General features: G+C 64.6%; 17 protein-coding genes. 10 read left to right on the forward strand and 7 right to left on the reverse strand.

The genetic code is table 11. The features are described from left to right. Positions 1-8 precede the first annotated feature (8 nt). Entirely contained in the window at positions 9-848 is an 840-nt protein-coding gene (locus CP557_RS11825; protein WP_097380093.1) for a metallophosphoesterase, read from the forward strand. Positions 849-913: 65 nt separating this feature from the next. Here CP557_RS11825 and CP557_RS11830 read toward each other — a convergent pair whose 3' ends face one another. Next, positions 914-1,225, reverse strand: a complete 312-nt coding sequence (locus CP557_RS11830) for a hypothetical protein (protein WP_097380094.1) — start codon at positions 1,223-1,225, stop codon at positions 914-916. A gap of 168 nt (positions 1,226-1,393) precedes the next feature. On the opposite strand from CP557_RS11830, the gene CP557_RS11835 reads away from it, so the two are divergent. After that, positions 1,394-1,624 (forward strand): MarR family transcriptional regulator, encoded by a 231-nt coding sequence (locus CP557_RS11835; protein ID WP_097380095.1) that lies wholly within the window; start codon positions 1,394-1,396, stop codon positions 1,622-1,624. A gap of 132 nt (positions 1,625-1,756) precedes the next feature. On the opposite strand, the gene glnA is transcribed toward CP557_RS11835, so the two are convergent. Continuing rightward, complete coding sequence (gene glnA, locus CP557_RS11840) at positions 1,757-3,109, reverse strand: type I glutamate--ammonia ligase (RefSeq protein ID WP_097380096.1); 1,353 nt, start codon at positions 3,107-3,109, stop codon at positions 1,757-1,759. A gap of 250 nt (positions 3,110-3,359) precedes the next feature. On the opposite strand from glnA, the gene CP557_RS11845 reads away from it, so the two are divergent. The 3 genes from CP557_RS11845 to CP557_RS11855 all read left to right on the forward strand — a co-directional run bounded on the left by CP557_RS11845 (position 3,360) and on the right by CP557_RS11855 (position 5,224). Continuing rightward, positions 3,360-4,121, forward strand: coding sequence for a fumarylacetoacetate hydrolase family protein (locus CP557_RS11845; protein WP_097380097.1), 762 nt, complete (start codon positions 3,360-3,362; stop codon positions 4,119-4,121). A 166-nt stretch (positions 4,122-4,287) separates the two neighbouring features. After that, positions 4,288-4,797 (forward strand): YkgJ family cysteine cluster protein, encoded by a 510-nt coding sequence (locus tag CP557_RS11850; protein WP_097380098.1) that lies wholly within the window; start codon positions 4,288-4,290, stop codon positions 4,795-4,797. A gap of 142 nt (positions 4,798-4,939) precedes the next feature. Continuing rightward, a complete protein-coding gene (locus CP557_RS11855) occupies positions 4,940-5,224 on the forward strand; it encodes a translation initiation factor eIF-1A (protein ID WP_081603348.1) in 285 nt (94 codons plus the stop codon). 127 nt (positions 5,225-5,351) lie between these two features. Here the strand turns inward: CP557_RS11855 and CP557_RS22575 are convergent, their stop codons facing one another. Together CP557_RS22575 and CP557_RS11860 are read right to left on the reverse strand one after the other, a co-directional pair. Further along, positions 5,352-5,525: a hypothetical protein gene (locus CP557_RS22575; protein WP_169924374.1), complete on the reverse strand. Its 174-nt coding sequence runs from the start codon at positions 5,523-5,525 to the stop codon at positions 5,352-5,354. 146 nt (positions 5,526-5,671) lie between these two features. Beyond that, positions 5,672-5,863 carry a hypothetical protein gene (locus CP557_RS11860; RefSeq protein ID WP_097380099.1) on the reverse strand — a complete coding sequence of 64 codons (192 nt, stop codon included), beginning with the start codon at positions 5,861-5,863 and terminating at the stop codon, positions 5,672-5,674. Positions 5,864-6,036: 173 nt separating this feature from the next. Between CP557_RS11860 and CP557_RS11865 the strand changes: the two genes are divergently transcribed. After that, positions 6,037-7,128, forward strand: coding sequence for a sulfite exporter TauE/SafE family protein (locus tag CP557_RS11865; RefSeq protein WP_097380100.1), 1,092 nt, complete (start codon positions 6,037-6,039; stop codon positions 7,126-7,128). A gap of 52 nt (positions 7,129-7,180) precedes the next feature. On the opposite strand, the gene CP557_RS11870 is transcribed toward CP557_RS11865, so the two are convergent. Further along, positions 7,181-7,879, reverse strand: a complete 699-nt coding sequence (locus CP557_RS11870) for an SDR family NAD(P)-dependent oxidoreductase (RefSeq protein ID WP_097380101.1) — start codon at positions 7,877-7,879, stop codon at positions 7,181-7,183. A 120-nt stretch (positions 7,880-7,999) separates the two neighbouring features. Here CP557_RS11870 and CP557_RS11875 point away from each other — a divergent pair, with 120 nt between their 5' ends. The 4 genes from CP557_RS11875 (at position 8,000) to CP557_RS22580 (ending at position 11,671) form a co-directional block, all read left to right on the forward strand. After that, positions 8,000-9,499, forward strand: coding sequence for a phytoene desaturase family protein (locus CP557_RS11875; protein ID WP_097380102.1), 1,500 nt, complete (start codon positions 8,000-8,002; stop codon positions 9,497-9,499). 73 nt (positions 9,500-9,572) lie between these two features. Next, positions 9,573-10,445, forward strand: coding sequence for a prenyltransferase (locus CP557_RS11880; RefSeq protein WP_097380103.1), 873 nt, complete (start codon positions 9,573-9,575; stop codon positions 10,443-10,445). After that, a complete protein-coding gene (cruF, locus tag CP557_RS11885) occupies positions 10,438-11,418 on the forward strand; it encodes a bisanhydrobacterioruberin hydratase (protein WP_097380104.1) in 981 nt (326 codons plus the stop codon). Before CP557_RS11880 ends, cruF begins: the two co-directional genes overlap by 8 nt. Positions 11,419-11,509: 91 nt before the next feature. Further along, positions 11,510-11,671: a hypothetical protein gene (locus tag CP557_RS22580; RefSeq protein ID WP_169924375.1), complete on the forward strand. Its 162-nt coding sequence runs from the start codon at positions 11,510-11,512 to the stop codon at positions 11,669-11,671. A gap of 117 nt (positions 11,672-11,788) precedes the next feature. On the opposite strand, the gene CP557_RS22585 is transcribed toward CP557_RS22580, so the two are convergent. Beyond that, positions 11,789-11,941: a hypothetical protein gene (locus CP557_RS22585; protein ID WP_169924376.1), complete on the reverse strand. Its 153-nt coding sequence runs from the start codon at positions 11,939-11,941 to the stop codon at positions 11,789-11,791. A gap of 69 nt (positions 11,942-12,010) precedes the next feature. Continuing rightward, positions 12,011-12,964, reverse strand: a complete 954-nt coding sequence (locus CP557_RS11890) for a phytoene/squalene synthase family protein (RefSeq protein ID WP_097380105.1) — start codon at positions 12,962-12,964, stop codon at positions 12,011-12,013. Positions 12,965-13,051 lie beyond the last annotated feature (87 nt).

The following is a 13,051-nucleotide window of genomic DNA, read 5'->3' on the forward strand; positions in this document are numbered from 1 at the left end:
GGCCGACGATGGGAGACGGTCACCGTCGCTCCGCGTCCGGACCCGCGTCGACGCCGCCGCGAGTCGAGCCTCTCCCCGGCGAACCGGCCGCGACGGCCACGGTCGGGAGCCAACGCGTCTTGTTCGTCGCCGACTATCACGCCGGTTACGAGGCCGGCCTGCGATACGAGCGCGGCGTCGACGTTCCCAGTCGAGCGCCGGACCGGCGCGAGCAGTTGCTGGCACTCCTCGAGCGAGTCCGTCCGGATCGGCTGGTCGTCCTCGGCGATCTCATGCACTCGATCGGCGAGCCGGGCGGGGCCGAACGCGGCGAACTCGAGGTGCTGTTCGAGTCGTTTCCGGCGGCGTTCGCGGTCACCGTCGTCAAAGGGAACCACGACGGTCGAATCGAAACCTGGCTCGCGGACAGTGACGATATCGGTGCGGACGTCACCGTCGTTTCCGGCGACGGCATCGCGCTCGGCGACGTCGGCGTCTGTCACGGCCACACGTGGCCCACACCGGCGGTCCTCGAAAGCGACGTGATCTGCCTGGGCCACGAACATCCCTGCGTGCGACTCGAGGACGAGGTCGGCGGCAGTCGCGTCGAGCGTGCGTGGCTGCGGGGGCGGCTCGATCCCGACCCGTTTCGCGACCGTCCCGAGTACGAGGGGGTGTCGTGGCTCGAGGGGGCGGACGGATCGCCGCCCGGAGTAGTCGTGTTCCCGGCGTTCAACGACCTCGTCGGCGGAACCTGGATCAACGTCTCCGGGCAGTCGTTTCTCTCGCCGTTCATCCCGGCGGGGCTGGCGGAGGGCGACGCCTACTTGCTGGACGGAACGCGACTCGGACCCTACGAGTCGGTTTGAGCCACCCACAACCCGAGACGATGCAGCGTGGCCTCGGTTTAAGCGGGGAGATGCGTCGCGTCCGGCTACCGCTGTTCGGTCCGCGATCTGATCTCGTCGTCCTCGCGCCACTGATAGTAGTAGTACTCGGTGCCGCCGATCTCGGTCACCGAGACGCTCGCTCGGTCCGGGACATCGTCGGGGTACGCGTCGGGATCGGCCGTCGCCGACGTCGCTTCCCCGTCGTCGGTTCGTCGTGCTTTCCACGTCGCCACGTCCTCGAGATAGGAACTCATCGCCCGGAGGGTGGCGACGTCTCGCCCGGCGAGTTCCTCGAGTACGTCGCGGCTCACCTGGTCCAACTCCCGCGGGGGAGTCGGTCGCTCGTCGGCGGTCATATACGCCGATGGGACGAGGATGCCCGTAAACCATGGTTTTTCGAGACGGGCTCCCCCCGATGGAGGATATTGGTGCGTGATACCACGCAGTATATGGAGTCCTAATATTCATTGATACTCCAAATACGTGTAGATTTATATACCAGAACGAGGTCCGTACGGCTGACTATGGCCTCGCAAACGCGCCACAGAGCACGCATCGATCCGGTTCCCGACGATCTCGAGTCAGCCCGCGCGAAACTCGTCTACATCTACCTGGAGGTCGCCGACGGGGCGACGATCGAAGAACTGGGGGAGATACTGGCGATGAAGAAGATCAACATCCTGAGCGTGCTGAACTCGCTGTCGAGTGCCGGCTACGTCGAGCAAGCCGAATCGGAATACGTTCTCGCGAACTGATCCCGACGGCGTCGTCATGAAGCGACGGCTGCGTCGCCGTTCTCGCGACAGCTGATACAAACGGGATCGGATCCGAACGGACGACCCCCGTGCCCGAGCGAGCCGACCGCGAGCGACCGTTTCGACGGCAGCTCAGAACGTTTCGAGGTAGCGCTCGAGTTCCCAATCGGAGACGTCGACGAGGTAGTCTTCGAACTCCTGTTCTTTGGCTTCGACGAACTTCGGCCCGACGTGCTCGCCGAGTGCGCTGTAGATGACCTCGTCGTCCTCGAGTGCCTCGACGGCTTCGCCGAGGTTCGTCGGCAGCGTCTCGATGCCGTACTCGTCGCGTTTCGCTTCGTCGAACTCGTAGATGTTCTCCCGAACCGGGTCGGGACACTCGAGGTCGCGTTCGATCCCGTCGAGACCGGCGTGGATGAGCACCGCCAGCGCGAGGTAGGGATTACACGACGGATCGGGGAAGCGAGCCTCGATGCGCGAGGCGGCCGGGACGCGCGCGGCCGGCTTGCGGATCAGCGCCGAGCGGTTGCGATCGGACCAGGCGACGTACACCGGCGCTTCGTAGCCCGGCACGAGCCGCTTGTAGCTGTTGACCGTCGGGTTCGAGACCGCCGTGATCGCCGGCGCGTGCTCGAGGATGCCGGCGATAAAGGAGTGAGCGGTCTCCGAGAGGTCGAACTCGTCGTCCTCGTCGTGGAAGGCGTTCTCGCCGTCCTCGAACAAGGAGAGGTGGGTGTGCATCCCCGAGCCGTTGATACGCGGAATCGGCTTGGGCATGAAGGTCGCGTGCTGGTCGTGCTGGGCGGCGATCGCGCGGACGACGGTGCGGAAGGTCGCGACGTTGTCGGCCGTCGAGAGCGCGTCGTCGTACTCGAAGTTGATCTCGTGTTGGCCGCGAGCGACCTCGTGGTGGCTCGCTTCGATCTCGAAGCCCATGTCCTCGAGGCCGTAGATGATGTCGCGGCGAACGTCGCTGGCGAGGTCTTTCGGCGCGAGGTCGAAGTAGCCGCCGTGATCGCCCGTCTCCGTCGTGGCGCGGCCCTCCTCGTCCTCCTCGAAGAGGAAGAACTCCGGCTCGGGCGCGGCGTTGACGGTGTAGCCCAGATCGTCGGCGCGCTCGAGTGCGTTCTTGAGGACGCGTCGCGGGTCGCCCTCGAAGGGTTCGCCCGTCGAGGTGTCGATGACGTCGCAGATCATCCGGGCCGATGCACCGTCCTCGCGGTTTTGCCACGGGAGGATCGCGAACGTGTCGGGGTCGGGCTTGAGCCGCATGTCCGACTCCTGAATGCGAACGAACCCCTCGATCGAGGAGCCGTCGAAGTAGATCCCTTCGGTGAAGGCCTTCTCGGCCTGCCGTGCGGGCACGGAGACGTTCTTGACCGTCCCCAGAATGTCGGTAAACTGCAGCCGAAGGAAGTCGATGTCTTCGTCTTCGATCTCGTCCAGTACGTCCTCTTCCGCGGCGGTCAGATTTCCGTTCGTCATCTTCTGCTCGCCTAAGCAAACGGATTCTACTATTAAAGTTCTATTGTTGTTGGCGAATATCCGCAAATAGAGGTAAAACTGGTCAAACGCATATTATAATATGCCGTATTCGGAACGAGGATGACATCGACCGGAAAACGGGCACCACAATTGGATACGCGTGTACCGTCGTCTCGAGCGACCCGGTCGAACCGGACCGATTCGGCCGCGAACCGGTACCACTAATCTCCCGGCCTCGAGACCGCCGACAATGAAACTCGCGCGGATCGCGACCGACGATGGCCCGGTATCCGGACGATACGAGGACGGCGTCGTTCACGCCGACGACGGCCTCTACGAGGTCGGGGCGGACGACGGATTCCTGCCACCCTGTGAACCTTCGGCGCTGTACTGTATCGGCCGGAACTTCGCGGCGACGATCGACCAGATGTCCTACGAACGCCCCGACGAGCCCGACTTCTTCATCAAGCCGCCGGCGTCGCTCGTCGGCCACGGCGATCCGATTCCGTATCCGACGGTCACGAACGAACTGACCTACGCCGGCGAGCTTGCGGCCGTCATCGACGAGCCCTGTCGGAACCTCTCGGAAGCGGAGGTGTCCGAGGTCGTCCGTGGCTACACGATCCTGAACGACATGGACGCGCTCGATCAGGGCGAGCGGACGCCCCGGAAGGCATTCGACGCGTCCGGCCCGCTCGGGCCGTGGATCGAGACCGCCGTCGAGCCGACCGACATCGACATGTACACCGACGTCGCCGGTGAGCGCCGCCAGGAGGCCAACACCGAACTGATGTTGTTCGACCCCGACGAGATCATCGCGCACCTCTCCCGCCGGGTCACGTTCCGTCCCGGCGACGTCGTCTCCTTCGGCAGCCCAGCCAACCCCGGTCTCGTCGAACCCGGCGACACCGTCGAAATTACCTACGAAGGCGTCGGCACGCTCCGCAATACCGTGGTCGATGCGAGCGAACGCGAGACCCTGCCGCTCGAGCGGGAGACGGTCCGCACGTAGCGCGTCGCGAATCGACGGATTCGAGGGCGTGAGACGGCGTCCCGACCGATCCGCCGCCGGGCGGGACAACGGGCAGGGGTGTTCGAGGAAGCGGCGACAGTTCGGAGACGACCGTTCGAAACGACGGGTAGAAAGGCACTTCACGGCGACCGCCCACCGACGACACGTGAGCGCCGACCACCGACGCGTCGAGGTGTATCCCGACCGCGAAGTCGTCGTCGAGTTCGATCCCGAGCTTACCTTCGAGTGCGTCGACGACTGCACGTGGTGTTGTCATCACGGCGTGCTCCTCTACGACAGGGACCTCCTCGAGTTGGCCCAGCGGGCGAACCTCGCCGAGACCACGACGGAGTTTCGCGGCGAGAAGTTCGTCACGCGCGAGGGCAAAGACCGCGAGGACCACGTCGGCGAGGACGGCTCGGCCTGTGCGTTCCTCCGGGAGGACGGCCTCTGTTCGCTCCACCTCGAGGAGGACTGGAAACCCACCCGCTGTTCGGTCTTTCCCCTCGGGGTCTGGCTCGAGGACGGTGACCTCCACGTCGACATTCGTGACTCGGCCTACGAGCACTGCGAGGGACTGAACGTCAGCGAGCGCAGCGTTATCGACAACCTCGAGGCGTTCCTGCCGGAACTCCTGTGGGAACTCGAGAATCCGGATTCGGACCGCGAGTTGTAGCCGCCGAATCGACAGTGATCCGTCCGACGAACGGTCACGATCGGAGGGCCGTTCGGATGAGCGGTGCACGGATTTGTAGCAGTACGGCCCACGCTACCACGACTCCCCAACCATTTAAACGTCTACCGCACGTAGTTAAACTGTGACAGAAGACTCCGGGCGACGGAACCTCCGTATGCCCAACAGCGATGAAGTATTCGCCGTCGTAACCGAACACCTCGGAGGCAACCACGTTCGCCTCCGCTGTGAGGACGGCGAGGAGCGACTCGGCCGCATTCCGGGTCGCATGAAATACCGAACCTGGATCGAGCAAGACGACATCGTCGTCGCCGAACCCTGGGACTGGCAAGACGAGAAAGCCACCATCGAATGGCGCTACACCGGCCAGGACGCAGATCAACTGCGTCGTGAAGGCCACATCGATTGATCCCCGGTATCGGTTCCGCTAACTACTAGATTTCTCCCACCGACAGATCGCCCGCAGCGGCCGCGCTGGCGCTTGTACTCGATGACTCGCCGGTACTCCGGTGATAGGACCGCCAAAACGAGGCGTGTTAACAGAAGTATACCCAGTAGGTATGGCCCCGTGAGCACGTGACCGTGGTGTGCTCGCCGAACGCCGCGATCGATTTCCGCACTTTCACTTCCGTCTCCCCGCCGGGGAGCGGGACGCTCGCGTTCTCCCCACAGTGCGGACAGGTGACCGCTTTCGTTGCAACTTCGTTCATCTTCGTTCGCCACGATACCACACAACACGGGACCGTATAATCGTTGCCGTCAGCCGGACGACGCGAGACGGTGCTCACGCGAGCGTTCGCTCCGTCGCGTGTCCGAAGAACCAGTCGAGTCGACCGTAGCGAACCACGAGAAGTCGTTACTCCCGACGGTCGGTCCGCGCACTGACGCGCATCTCGACGTAGCGGTCCGCCCAGGTCCGGGAATGCAACCGGAGCGACTCGAGGACGGTCGCGACGAGTCCGTCCGTCGGGGCACGATCGGTCGCGTCACCGCTGTCGTCTACTGCGGGCTGTTCACCCGGGTTGTGGGGCCCCTCTGGAAAACTCATTGTGGTAGCATGTAGCACATCTAGTGTGATAAATAGTGGGGAAATTCCGAGCGCGTGGGACGAAACGGGTGCCGGCCGGTTCCCACGACACCCCCCCATACGAACGGTTCACAGGGCCGCGATAGACGACAATATTCTTATTTTGGACCTCACAAAGCAGCGCTCACGGCTCAATGACACCTTCGGCATCGACTTCCAGCATCCAGAAGACCTTTCTCAAGTATCAACACCTCGTCGTATTTCTCGCACCACTCGTGTTCATCGTCGGTGTGTACTTCTTCGCACCGACGGAGCCTGCCAACCCAGGGACCACCTACTGGCTCGAGTACTGGTGGCTATTTATCGCGTTCGTCATCGGCGCGATGATCGTCAATACCGTCGGGATCAGCGGCTCCGCGCTGTTCGTCCCCTTCCTCATCTTCGTCTTCCCGCTTTTGGCGTATCCGTTAGAACCCAATACGCTGGTGAAAATCGGCCTCATCAGCGAGTCCTTTGGCCTCTCGAGTTCCGCGCTCGCCTTTATTCAGTACGGACTGGTCGATCGCCGACTCGGCGCGACGCTCGTTCTCGGCGGTATTCCGTTCGTCGTCGGGGGAGCACTGCTCTCGTTCGTCATTCCGGAGCCGCTGTTCCACGCGCTACTCGGGATCGCACTCCTCGCGGCGTCGTACCTCCTCTTCCGGGCGAACCTCGGCCACGAGGAACCCGGCGGTGGCTCCGGCGGCGAGACGGCCGCAGCCGACGGGGGCACCGCGAGCGAACTCCCCAACGACGCGAACAAACTCGGTCCGGCCGGGGTCGAAACGGACGATGCCGGCACGGTAACCCGCGTCGACCGTGATGGCAACGACTACAGGTACTCTCGCGCGGGGTATCTCGAGCGCTTCGCCAACTACAGCGTCGGCGGCGTCTTTCAGGGGCTGGCCGGCTTCGGAATCGGCGAACTCGGCATCATCTCGATGCTCCGAACCGAGGTCCCCGTCCGGGTCGCGATCGGCACGAATCACATCGTCGTCGCGACGACGGCCGTGTTAGCCTCGATGGTCCACGTCTTTGGCGGCGGTCTGGTCCCCGGTGGCCATACGATGGACCTCGCCTCGACGCCGTGGAACATGGTCGTCTGGACGGTTCCCGCGACGACACTCGGCGGACAGATCGCGCCATACGTCTCGGCCACACTGGACACGGGAACGATCAAGAAAGGCGTTGGCGGGCTGTTCGCGATCATCGCAGTCGCGCTGTTCCTGATGGCCGTCGGCTTCTGAGCGCCGACGACACCCATTCGGGATCGACTCGAGGCACTCGTGTCCTCGACCGTTACCGCGTCGCTTGCTTCCACTCGCGCAGTCCGACGACCGCCCCGTCGACGGCCGTCGGCTCCGCCTCGGTCGCCGCCCAGACGAACATCGGAGCGACGGCGTCCGGATCGCGGCCGTTCCCTCCCGACAGCCCCGTCGCGACGATCCCGGGGTCCAGACAGCCCACGACGTGATCGGTGTCAGCGGCGAAGCCGCGAGTAACGGCCTCCGCCGTCGCCTTCGAGATCGCGTAGGAGCCGTATCCTGCCTCCCCGTCTCGAGCGACCGAGCCCGTCGGCACGAGCACCCGTGCCCCGTCGTTCAGGTGCGGCAGCGACTCGCGGATCGTCGCGTAGACGCCGCGGCCGTTCGTCCGCCAGTGATCGTCGAACGCGGCATACGACTCGTCGTCCGTCGGCGTCTGCCCCGCCTCGCCGTGGTAGACGCCCGCCGCGGGGACGACGACGTCGATACCCGTTTCCCCGCCCGTCCGCGAGGCGGTCTCGGTCAACCGCTCGAGGTCGTACTCGTCGCGAACGTCGGTCCTGTGGCCGTCTGCGGTCGCACCCGTCGCCTCGAGCGCGTCGACGGTCGCGTCGACGTCCGTGCCGTCTCGAGCGCCGACGACGACGGCGGCTCCCTCGACTGCGAACGCCTCGGCGACGGCGCGTCCGATACCGCGAGTGCCGCCAGTCACGACGGCTGTCGTTCCGTCCATACGCACCCTACGGCTCCAACCCACAGGAACCCACCGGGCCGGTCGGCTCGGACGGTATCATCCGATTCCCTACCTATGTATGACACACGTTTAACATCCGTCCGATACTCACGTTCGACCATGCAATCGCTGGCCGGTGAGTCGGTCGTCGTGATCGGGAGCGGGATCGGTGGGCTCTCGACGGCCTGTTACCTCGCCGATGCGGGTGCCGACGTCCGCGTCATCGAGAAGAACGAACAGCTGGGTGGCCGGGCGAGTCGCCTCGAGAAAGACGGCTTCACGTTCGACATGGGTCCCTCGTGGTATCTGATGCCCGACGTCTTCGAGCGGTTCTTCGCCGACTTCGATCGGACGCCGAGCGACTACTACGAGCTCTCGCATCTCGATCCCCATTACCGAATCTTCTTCAAAGACGGTGACCAGGTCGATATCACGCCGGACCTCGAGCGGACGAAAGCCGTCTTCGAGGAGTACGAGCCGGGTGCCAGCGACACACTCGAGCGCTACCTCGAGAAGTCACGGGAGAACTATGAGGTCGGGATGAAACACTTCGTCTACGAGGATCGGGAACGCCTTCGCGATTATCTGGATCTCGACGTGGCTCGCCAGGCGCGGGGACTCTCGCTGCTGGGCTCGATGCAGGGCCACGTCGAGGGCTACTTCGACCATCCGAAACTCCAGCAGATAATGCAGTACACGCTGGTATTCCTGGGCGGTTCGCCGACGAACACGCCGGCGCTGTACAACCTGATGAGCCACGTCGATTTCAACCTCGGCGTCTGGTACCCCGACGGCGGGATCGGCGCGGTCATCGATGGAGTCGCGGAACTGGGTTCGGAACTGGGCGTCGAGTACGACACCGATCGTCCCGCGACGGAGATCAAGGGTCGCACGGGCGGATTCGAGGTCGAAACGCCCGCCGGGCCGGTCCGATCGGATCTGGTCGTGAGCAACGCCGATTACGCACACACCGAACAGGAACTGCTGACTCCCGAACGGCGCGGCCACGACGCCGACTACTGGGACGAACGGACCTACGCGCCCTCCGCGTTCCTCCTCTATCTCGGCGTCGAGGGCGACGTCGAGGAACTCGCTCACCACACGCTCGTGTTGCCGACCGACTGGGAGGAGCACTTCGATCAGATCTTCGAGGACCCCCAGTGGCCCGACGACCCCGCCTACTACCTGTGTGTGTCCTCCGAAACCGACGACGACGTCGCGCCCGATGGCCACAGCGCCCTGTTCGTCCTCGTGCCGATCGCACCCGGACTCGAGGACACCCCCGAACGCCGCGAGGAGTATCGCGACCTCGTCCTCGAGGACATCGCCGCGAATACGGGAACCGACTTCCGGGATCGGATCGTCCTCGAGGAGCGGTTCTCGGTCGAAGACTTCGCCGGCCGGTACAACAGCTACGGCGGGACGGCGCTGGGACTGGCCCACACGCTTCGGCAGACCGCGCTCTTCCGACCCCCACACCGGTCGAAAGAGGTCGACGGACTCTACTTCGTGGGCGGTGACACCACACCCGGCATCGGCGTCCCGATGTGTCTCATCAGCGGCGACCTGACGGCCGAGAAGGTACTCGAGGATCACGGCACCCCGAAGCGGCCGTCGTGAGCCACGGAATGAGTCGTCGGGACGAACGGAGCCCGATCCGAACCCACGATCGCACACGCTCGAGACTCCAACGATGACTTCGAAATCCGCGGCAGCGAGTGAAGCCAGCGTCGGCGACCAGCTGTCGTACCTGTTGACCCTCTCGCGGCCGCGCTTCTGGCTGTATCTGGCCGGGCCCGTCGTCGTCGGAGTCGCCTACGCCGCGGCGTCCGTCGACGACCTGTTTACCCCGGCCACGATCGCCCTGTTCGCGTACTTCCTCCTGCCGGCGAACGTCTTCCTCTACGGGATCAACGACGTCTACGACCGGGAGATCGACGCGGCGAACCCGAAGAAGGACGACCGGGAGACGCGGTACCGGGGACAGCAGTACGTTCCCCTCGCCGTCGGGCTCTGTGGAGCCCTGCCGCTGCTGTTCGCGCCGCTGCTGGCGAGGGCCGCGATACCGTGGCTCGTCGCCTTTCTCCTCCTCGGTGCGGCCTACAGCGCGCCGCCGGCCAGGTTCAAGACGACGCCGCTGCTCGATTCGCTCTCGAACGGGCTCTACATCACGCCGGGCGCAGCCGCATACGCCGCCGTTTCGGGCACACAGCCGCCCCTCCTCGCGATCGCGGGCGGCTGGCTCTGGGCGATGGGGATGCACACCTTCTCGGCGATCCCCGACATCGAGCCCGACCGCGAGACCGGTATCCGAACGACCGCGACGGTACTCGGCGAACATCGGACTTACGGCTACTGTGCCGGCTGTTGGCTCGCGAGCGCCGCCGCGTTCGGAACGTTCGACGTCCGGCTGGGGGCGCTCATGCTGGTCTATCCGGGACTCGTCGCCGCGATCGCCACCGCGAGCGTCGCCGTCGACCGAGCGTACTGGTGGTTCCCGGCGATCAACACCGTCGTCGGCGCGCTCCTGACGATGGGCGGCCTCTGGAGGCTCCTCTATGGATAGCAGCGACTCGAATCGACCTCGCTCGAGTCCGGGTTCGGACCCCGCCTCGAGGTCGGGGACGGACGCTCCTTCGGGACCGTCCTCTCACGAGCGGGACAGCAGGGGCGGGTCCCACGGCGAGCGCGCTCACACCGAACGTGACGCGACACGAGCGGCGGTCCAGCGCCGTCTGGAGGCGCTCGTCCGCGCGAATCGGTTCACGATCGCGGTGGTCTTCCCGGTGATCGGGGCAGTGACGCTGGTCGCAAGCGCCGAGGAACTGTTGCCGCCGCCGCTCGCGTACAATCCCCTGTTGATCCTGTTTGGAACGCTGGTGATGCGCTCGCCGCTGGTCGTCGCCCTGTTGCCCCGCATCGATCGGCGGGCGATCGCCTCTCTCGGCCTCCTGACCGCGTACACGTACGCGATCGAACTCGTTGGCGTGCGGACGGACTGGCCCTACGGCGCCTTCGAGTACGGGATTCGGCTCGGACCGATGGTGGGTGGCGAGATCCCCCTCGCCCTCCCGCTGTTTTTCGTGCCCCTGGTACTCAACGCCTACCTGCTGACGCTGCTGGTCTTCGGCGAACGGGCCGAGAACGTGTTCGTGCGAGTGCCCGGGGCGATCGCCACCGTCGTCGCGATCGACCTCGTACTCGACCCCGCAGCCGTCGCGATCGGCTTCTGGGAATACGTGCCGCCCGGGGGCTACTACGGCGTCCCCGCCTCGAATTACCGGGGGTGGCTCCTCTCCGGGACCGTCGCCGTCCTCCTCGTCGAGCTAGCCTTCGATCGCGCGGCGCTGCTCGAGCGGGTCCGAACCTGTGCGTTCGCACTCGACGATCTGGTGAGCTTCGTGTTGCTCTGGGGGACGATCAACGCGCTGTACGGCAACTGGCTGGCCGCTGGAGTCGCGGGCCTGTTCTGTCTCGGGCTGTTGAGGACCGACCGTTACGACCTCGCGACGATGGCGAACAGGTGGCTCGGAACCTAACACGGCGGAGGCGTGGACCGATTCGGAACGGATCGCGCCGGGACGAGTATGCCAGGGAGTCACTTTTGCGTGTGAGACTGTTGTCACCACTATGGTGACTCGTGAACCGATCGAGTGTCCGGTCTGTCGGGAACCGCCGGCCGCCGGTCAACAACTCGAGGAGCATCTGGTCGACGAACATCCAAAACGCAAGCTCGCGAAGTTCATCGTCGCCGAAACGACCGCGCTCGCGAGCGACGATATTTCGGAGTAGCGCCAGCACGACCGCGGTCGCACCGACTCGGGGGCTCGTACGGTTTGCTATAACGATTCACCGATGGGACCGTAGACCGGTCGCGGTCCCACCGGCGATAACTTACAGTAGACCGTCTCACACGAACAGGCTCGAGATGGCGTCGCCGAACAGGAGCAACAACACGACGGCGGCGATCGTCAGGGCGAGCCAGATACCGAGCCCGATCGCCGTCGTGCGTGCCATCTGTCGTTCTTCGTCACCGATCCCGGAACTGGTTTCCGTGGACATACGCAGCCGTTTGGCCGTGAAGACAACGAACGGTGAGCCACTATATCGAGGGGCTTGATAATGCGACGGTTACGACCGGGTGGGAACGCCGTCCCCGTGTTCGGGGCTGTGCCGATCTCGGTCGGCCGTCGGCACCGCCGAGACCCGCTGGAACACTGCTTCGGGATCTCGATTCCAGTGCCAGTGCCAGCGCGTCTTCGCGAGACACCACAGCTTTCGTACCGTCGACAGCGATGGCTCCGCCGAAAGCACGTCGTACTCCTGATTGCGGATGACGGTGTGGTGTTCCGCGTAGAGAACCGCCGCCAGCAAGACCGGGAGCTGACAGTCCTCGGGCAAGTATCGGATCCCGGCGACGCCCTCTCGATAGAGCTCTTCGGTCCGCTGGAGCTCGGCGGCCATCGCCGCGCCGAACGACTCGGAGTACTCGAGCCGTTCGATCTGCTCGGTGTCGACCCCGTGGTCCCGAAGCGTCTCCTGTGGAACGTAGATCCGATCGCGCTCGAGGATGTCCTCGCGGACGTCCCGCAGGAAGTTCGTCATCTGGAACGCCTCGCCGAGCGTGACGGCGTGGGGAATCGCCGTCTCCTCGGCCTCCGGCTCCATGATCGCGGTCATCATGACACCGACCGACGCGGCCGACCCTCGCATGTAGGACTCGAGGTCGCTGTAGGTTTCGTACCGGCTGGTCTCGATATCGGTCGCCATCGCGTCGATGAACGTATTGATTTCCGCATCGTCGATCCCGTATCGCTCCGTGAGTTCCCGGAACGCCTCGAGCACCGGATCGTCGGGTGGTTGCTCGCCCAGCGCCTGAGCCCGAATGTCCTCGAGTTGCGCGCGCTGTGTCTCCGGATCGACGTCCGCCGCATCGTCGACGACCTCGTCCGCGATCCGGAAGAACGCATAGAGGACGTGCGTGGCGTGGCGCACTCGTTCGGGAAGGAACCGCGTCGCGAGATAGAACGTCTTCCCGGTTCGCTTCTGTATCGTCTTGCCTGCGTCGATGTGTTCCTGTTGCATTCTCTGCCCCGTTGACCCTCCGACAGTGAACGGATGTATACGATACGACAGATGTATATAAAATACCACCCCCTCACTATGTTCGGA

The organism is Natrinema ejinorense (assembly GCF_002494345.1).
GTDB lineage: Archaea > Halobacteriota > Halobacteria > Halobacteriales > Natrialbaceae > Natrinema > Natrinema longum.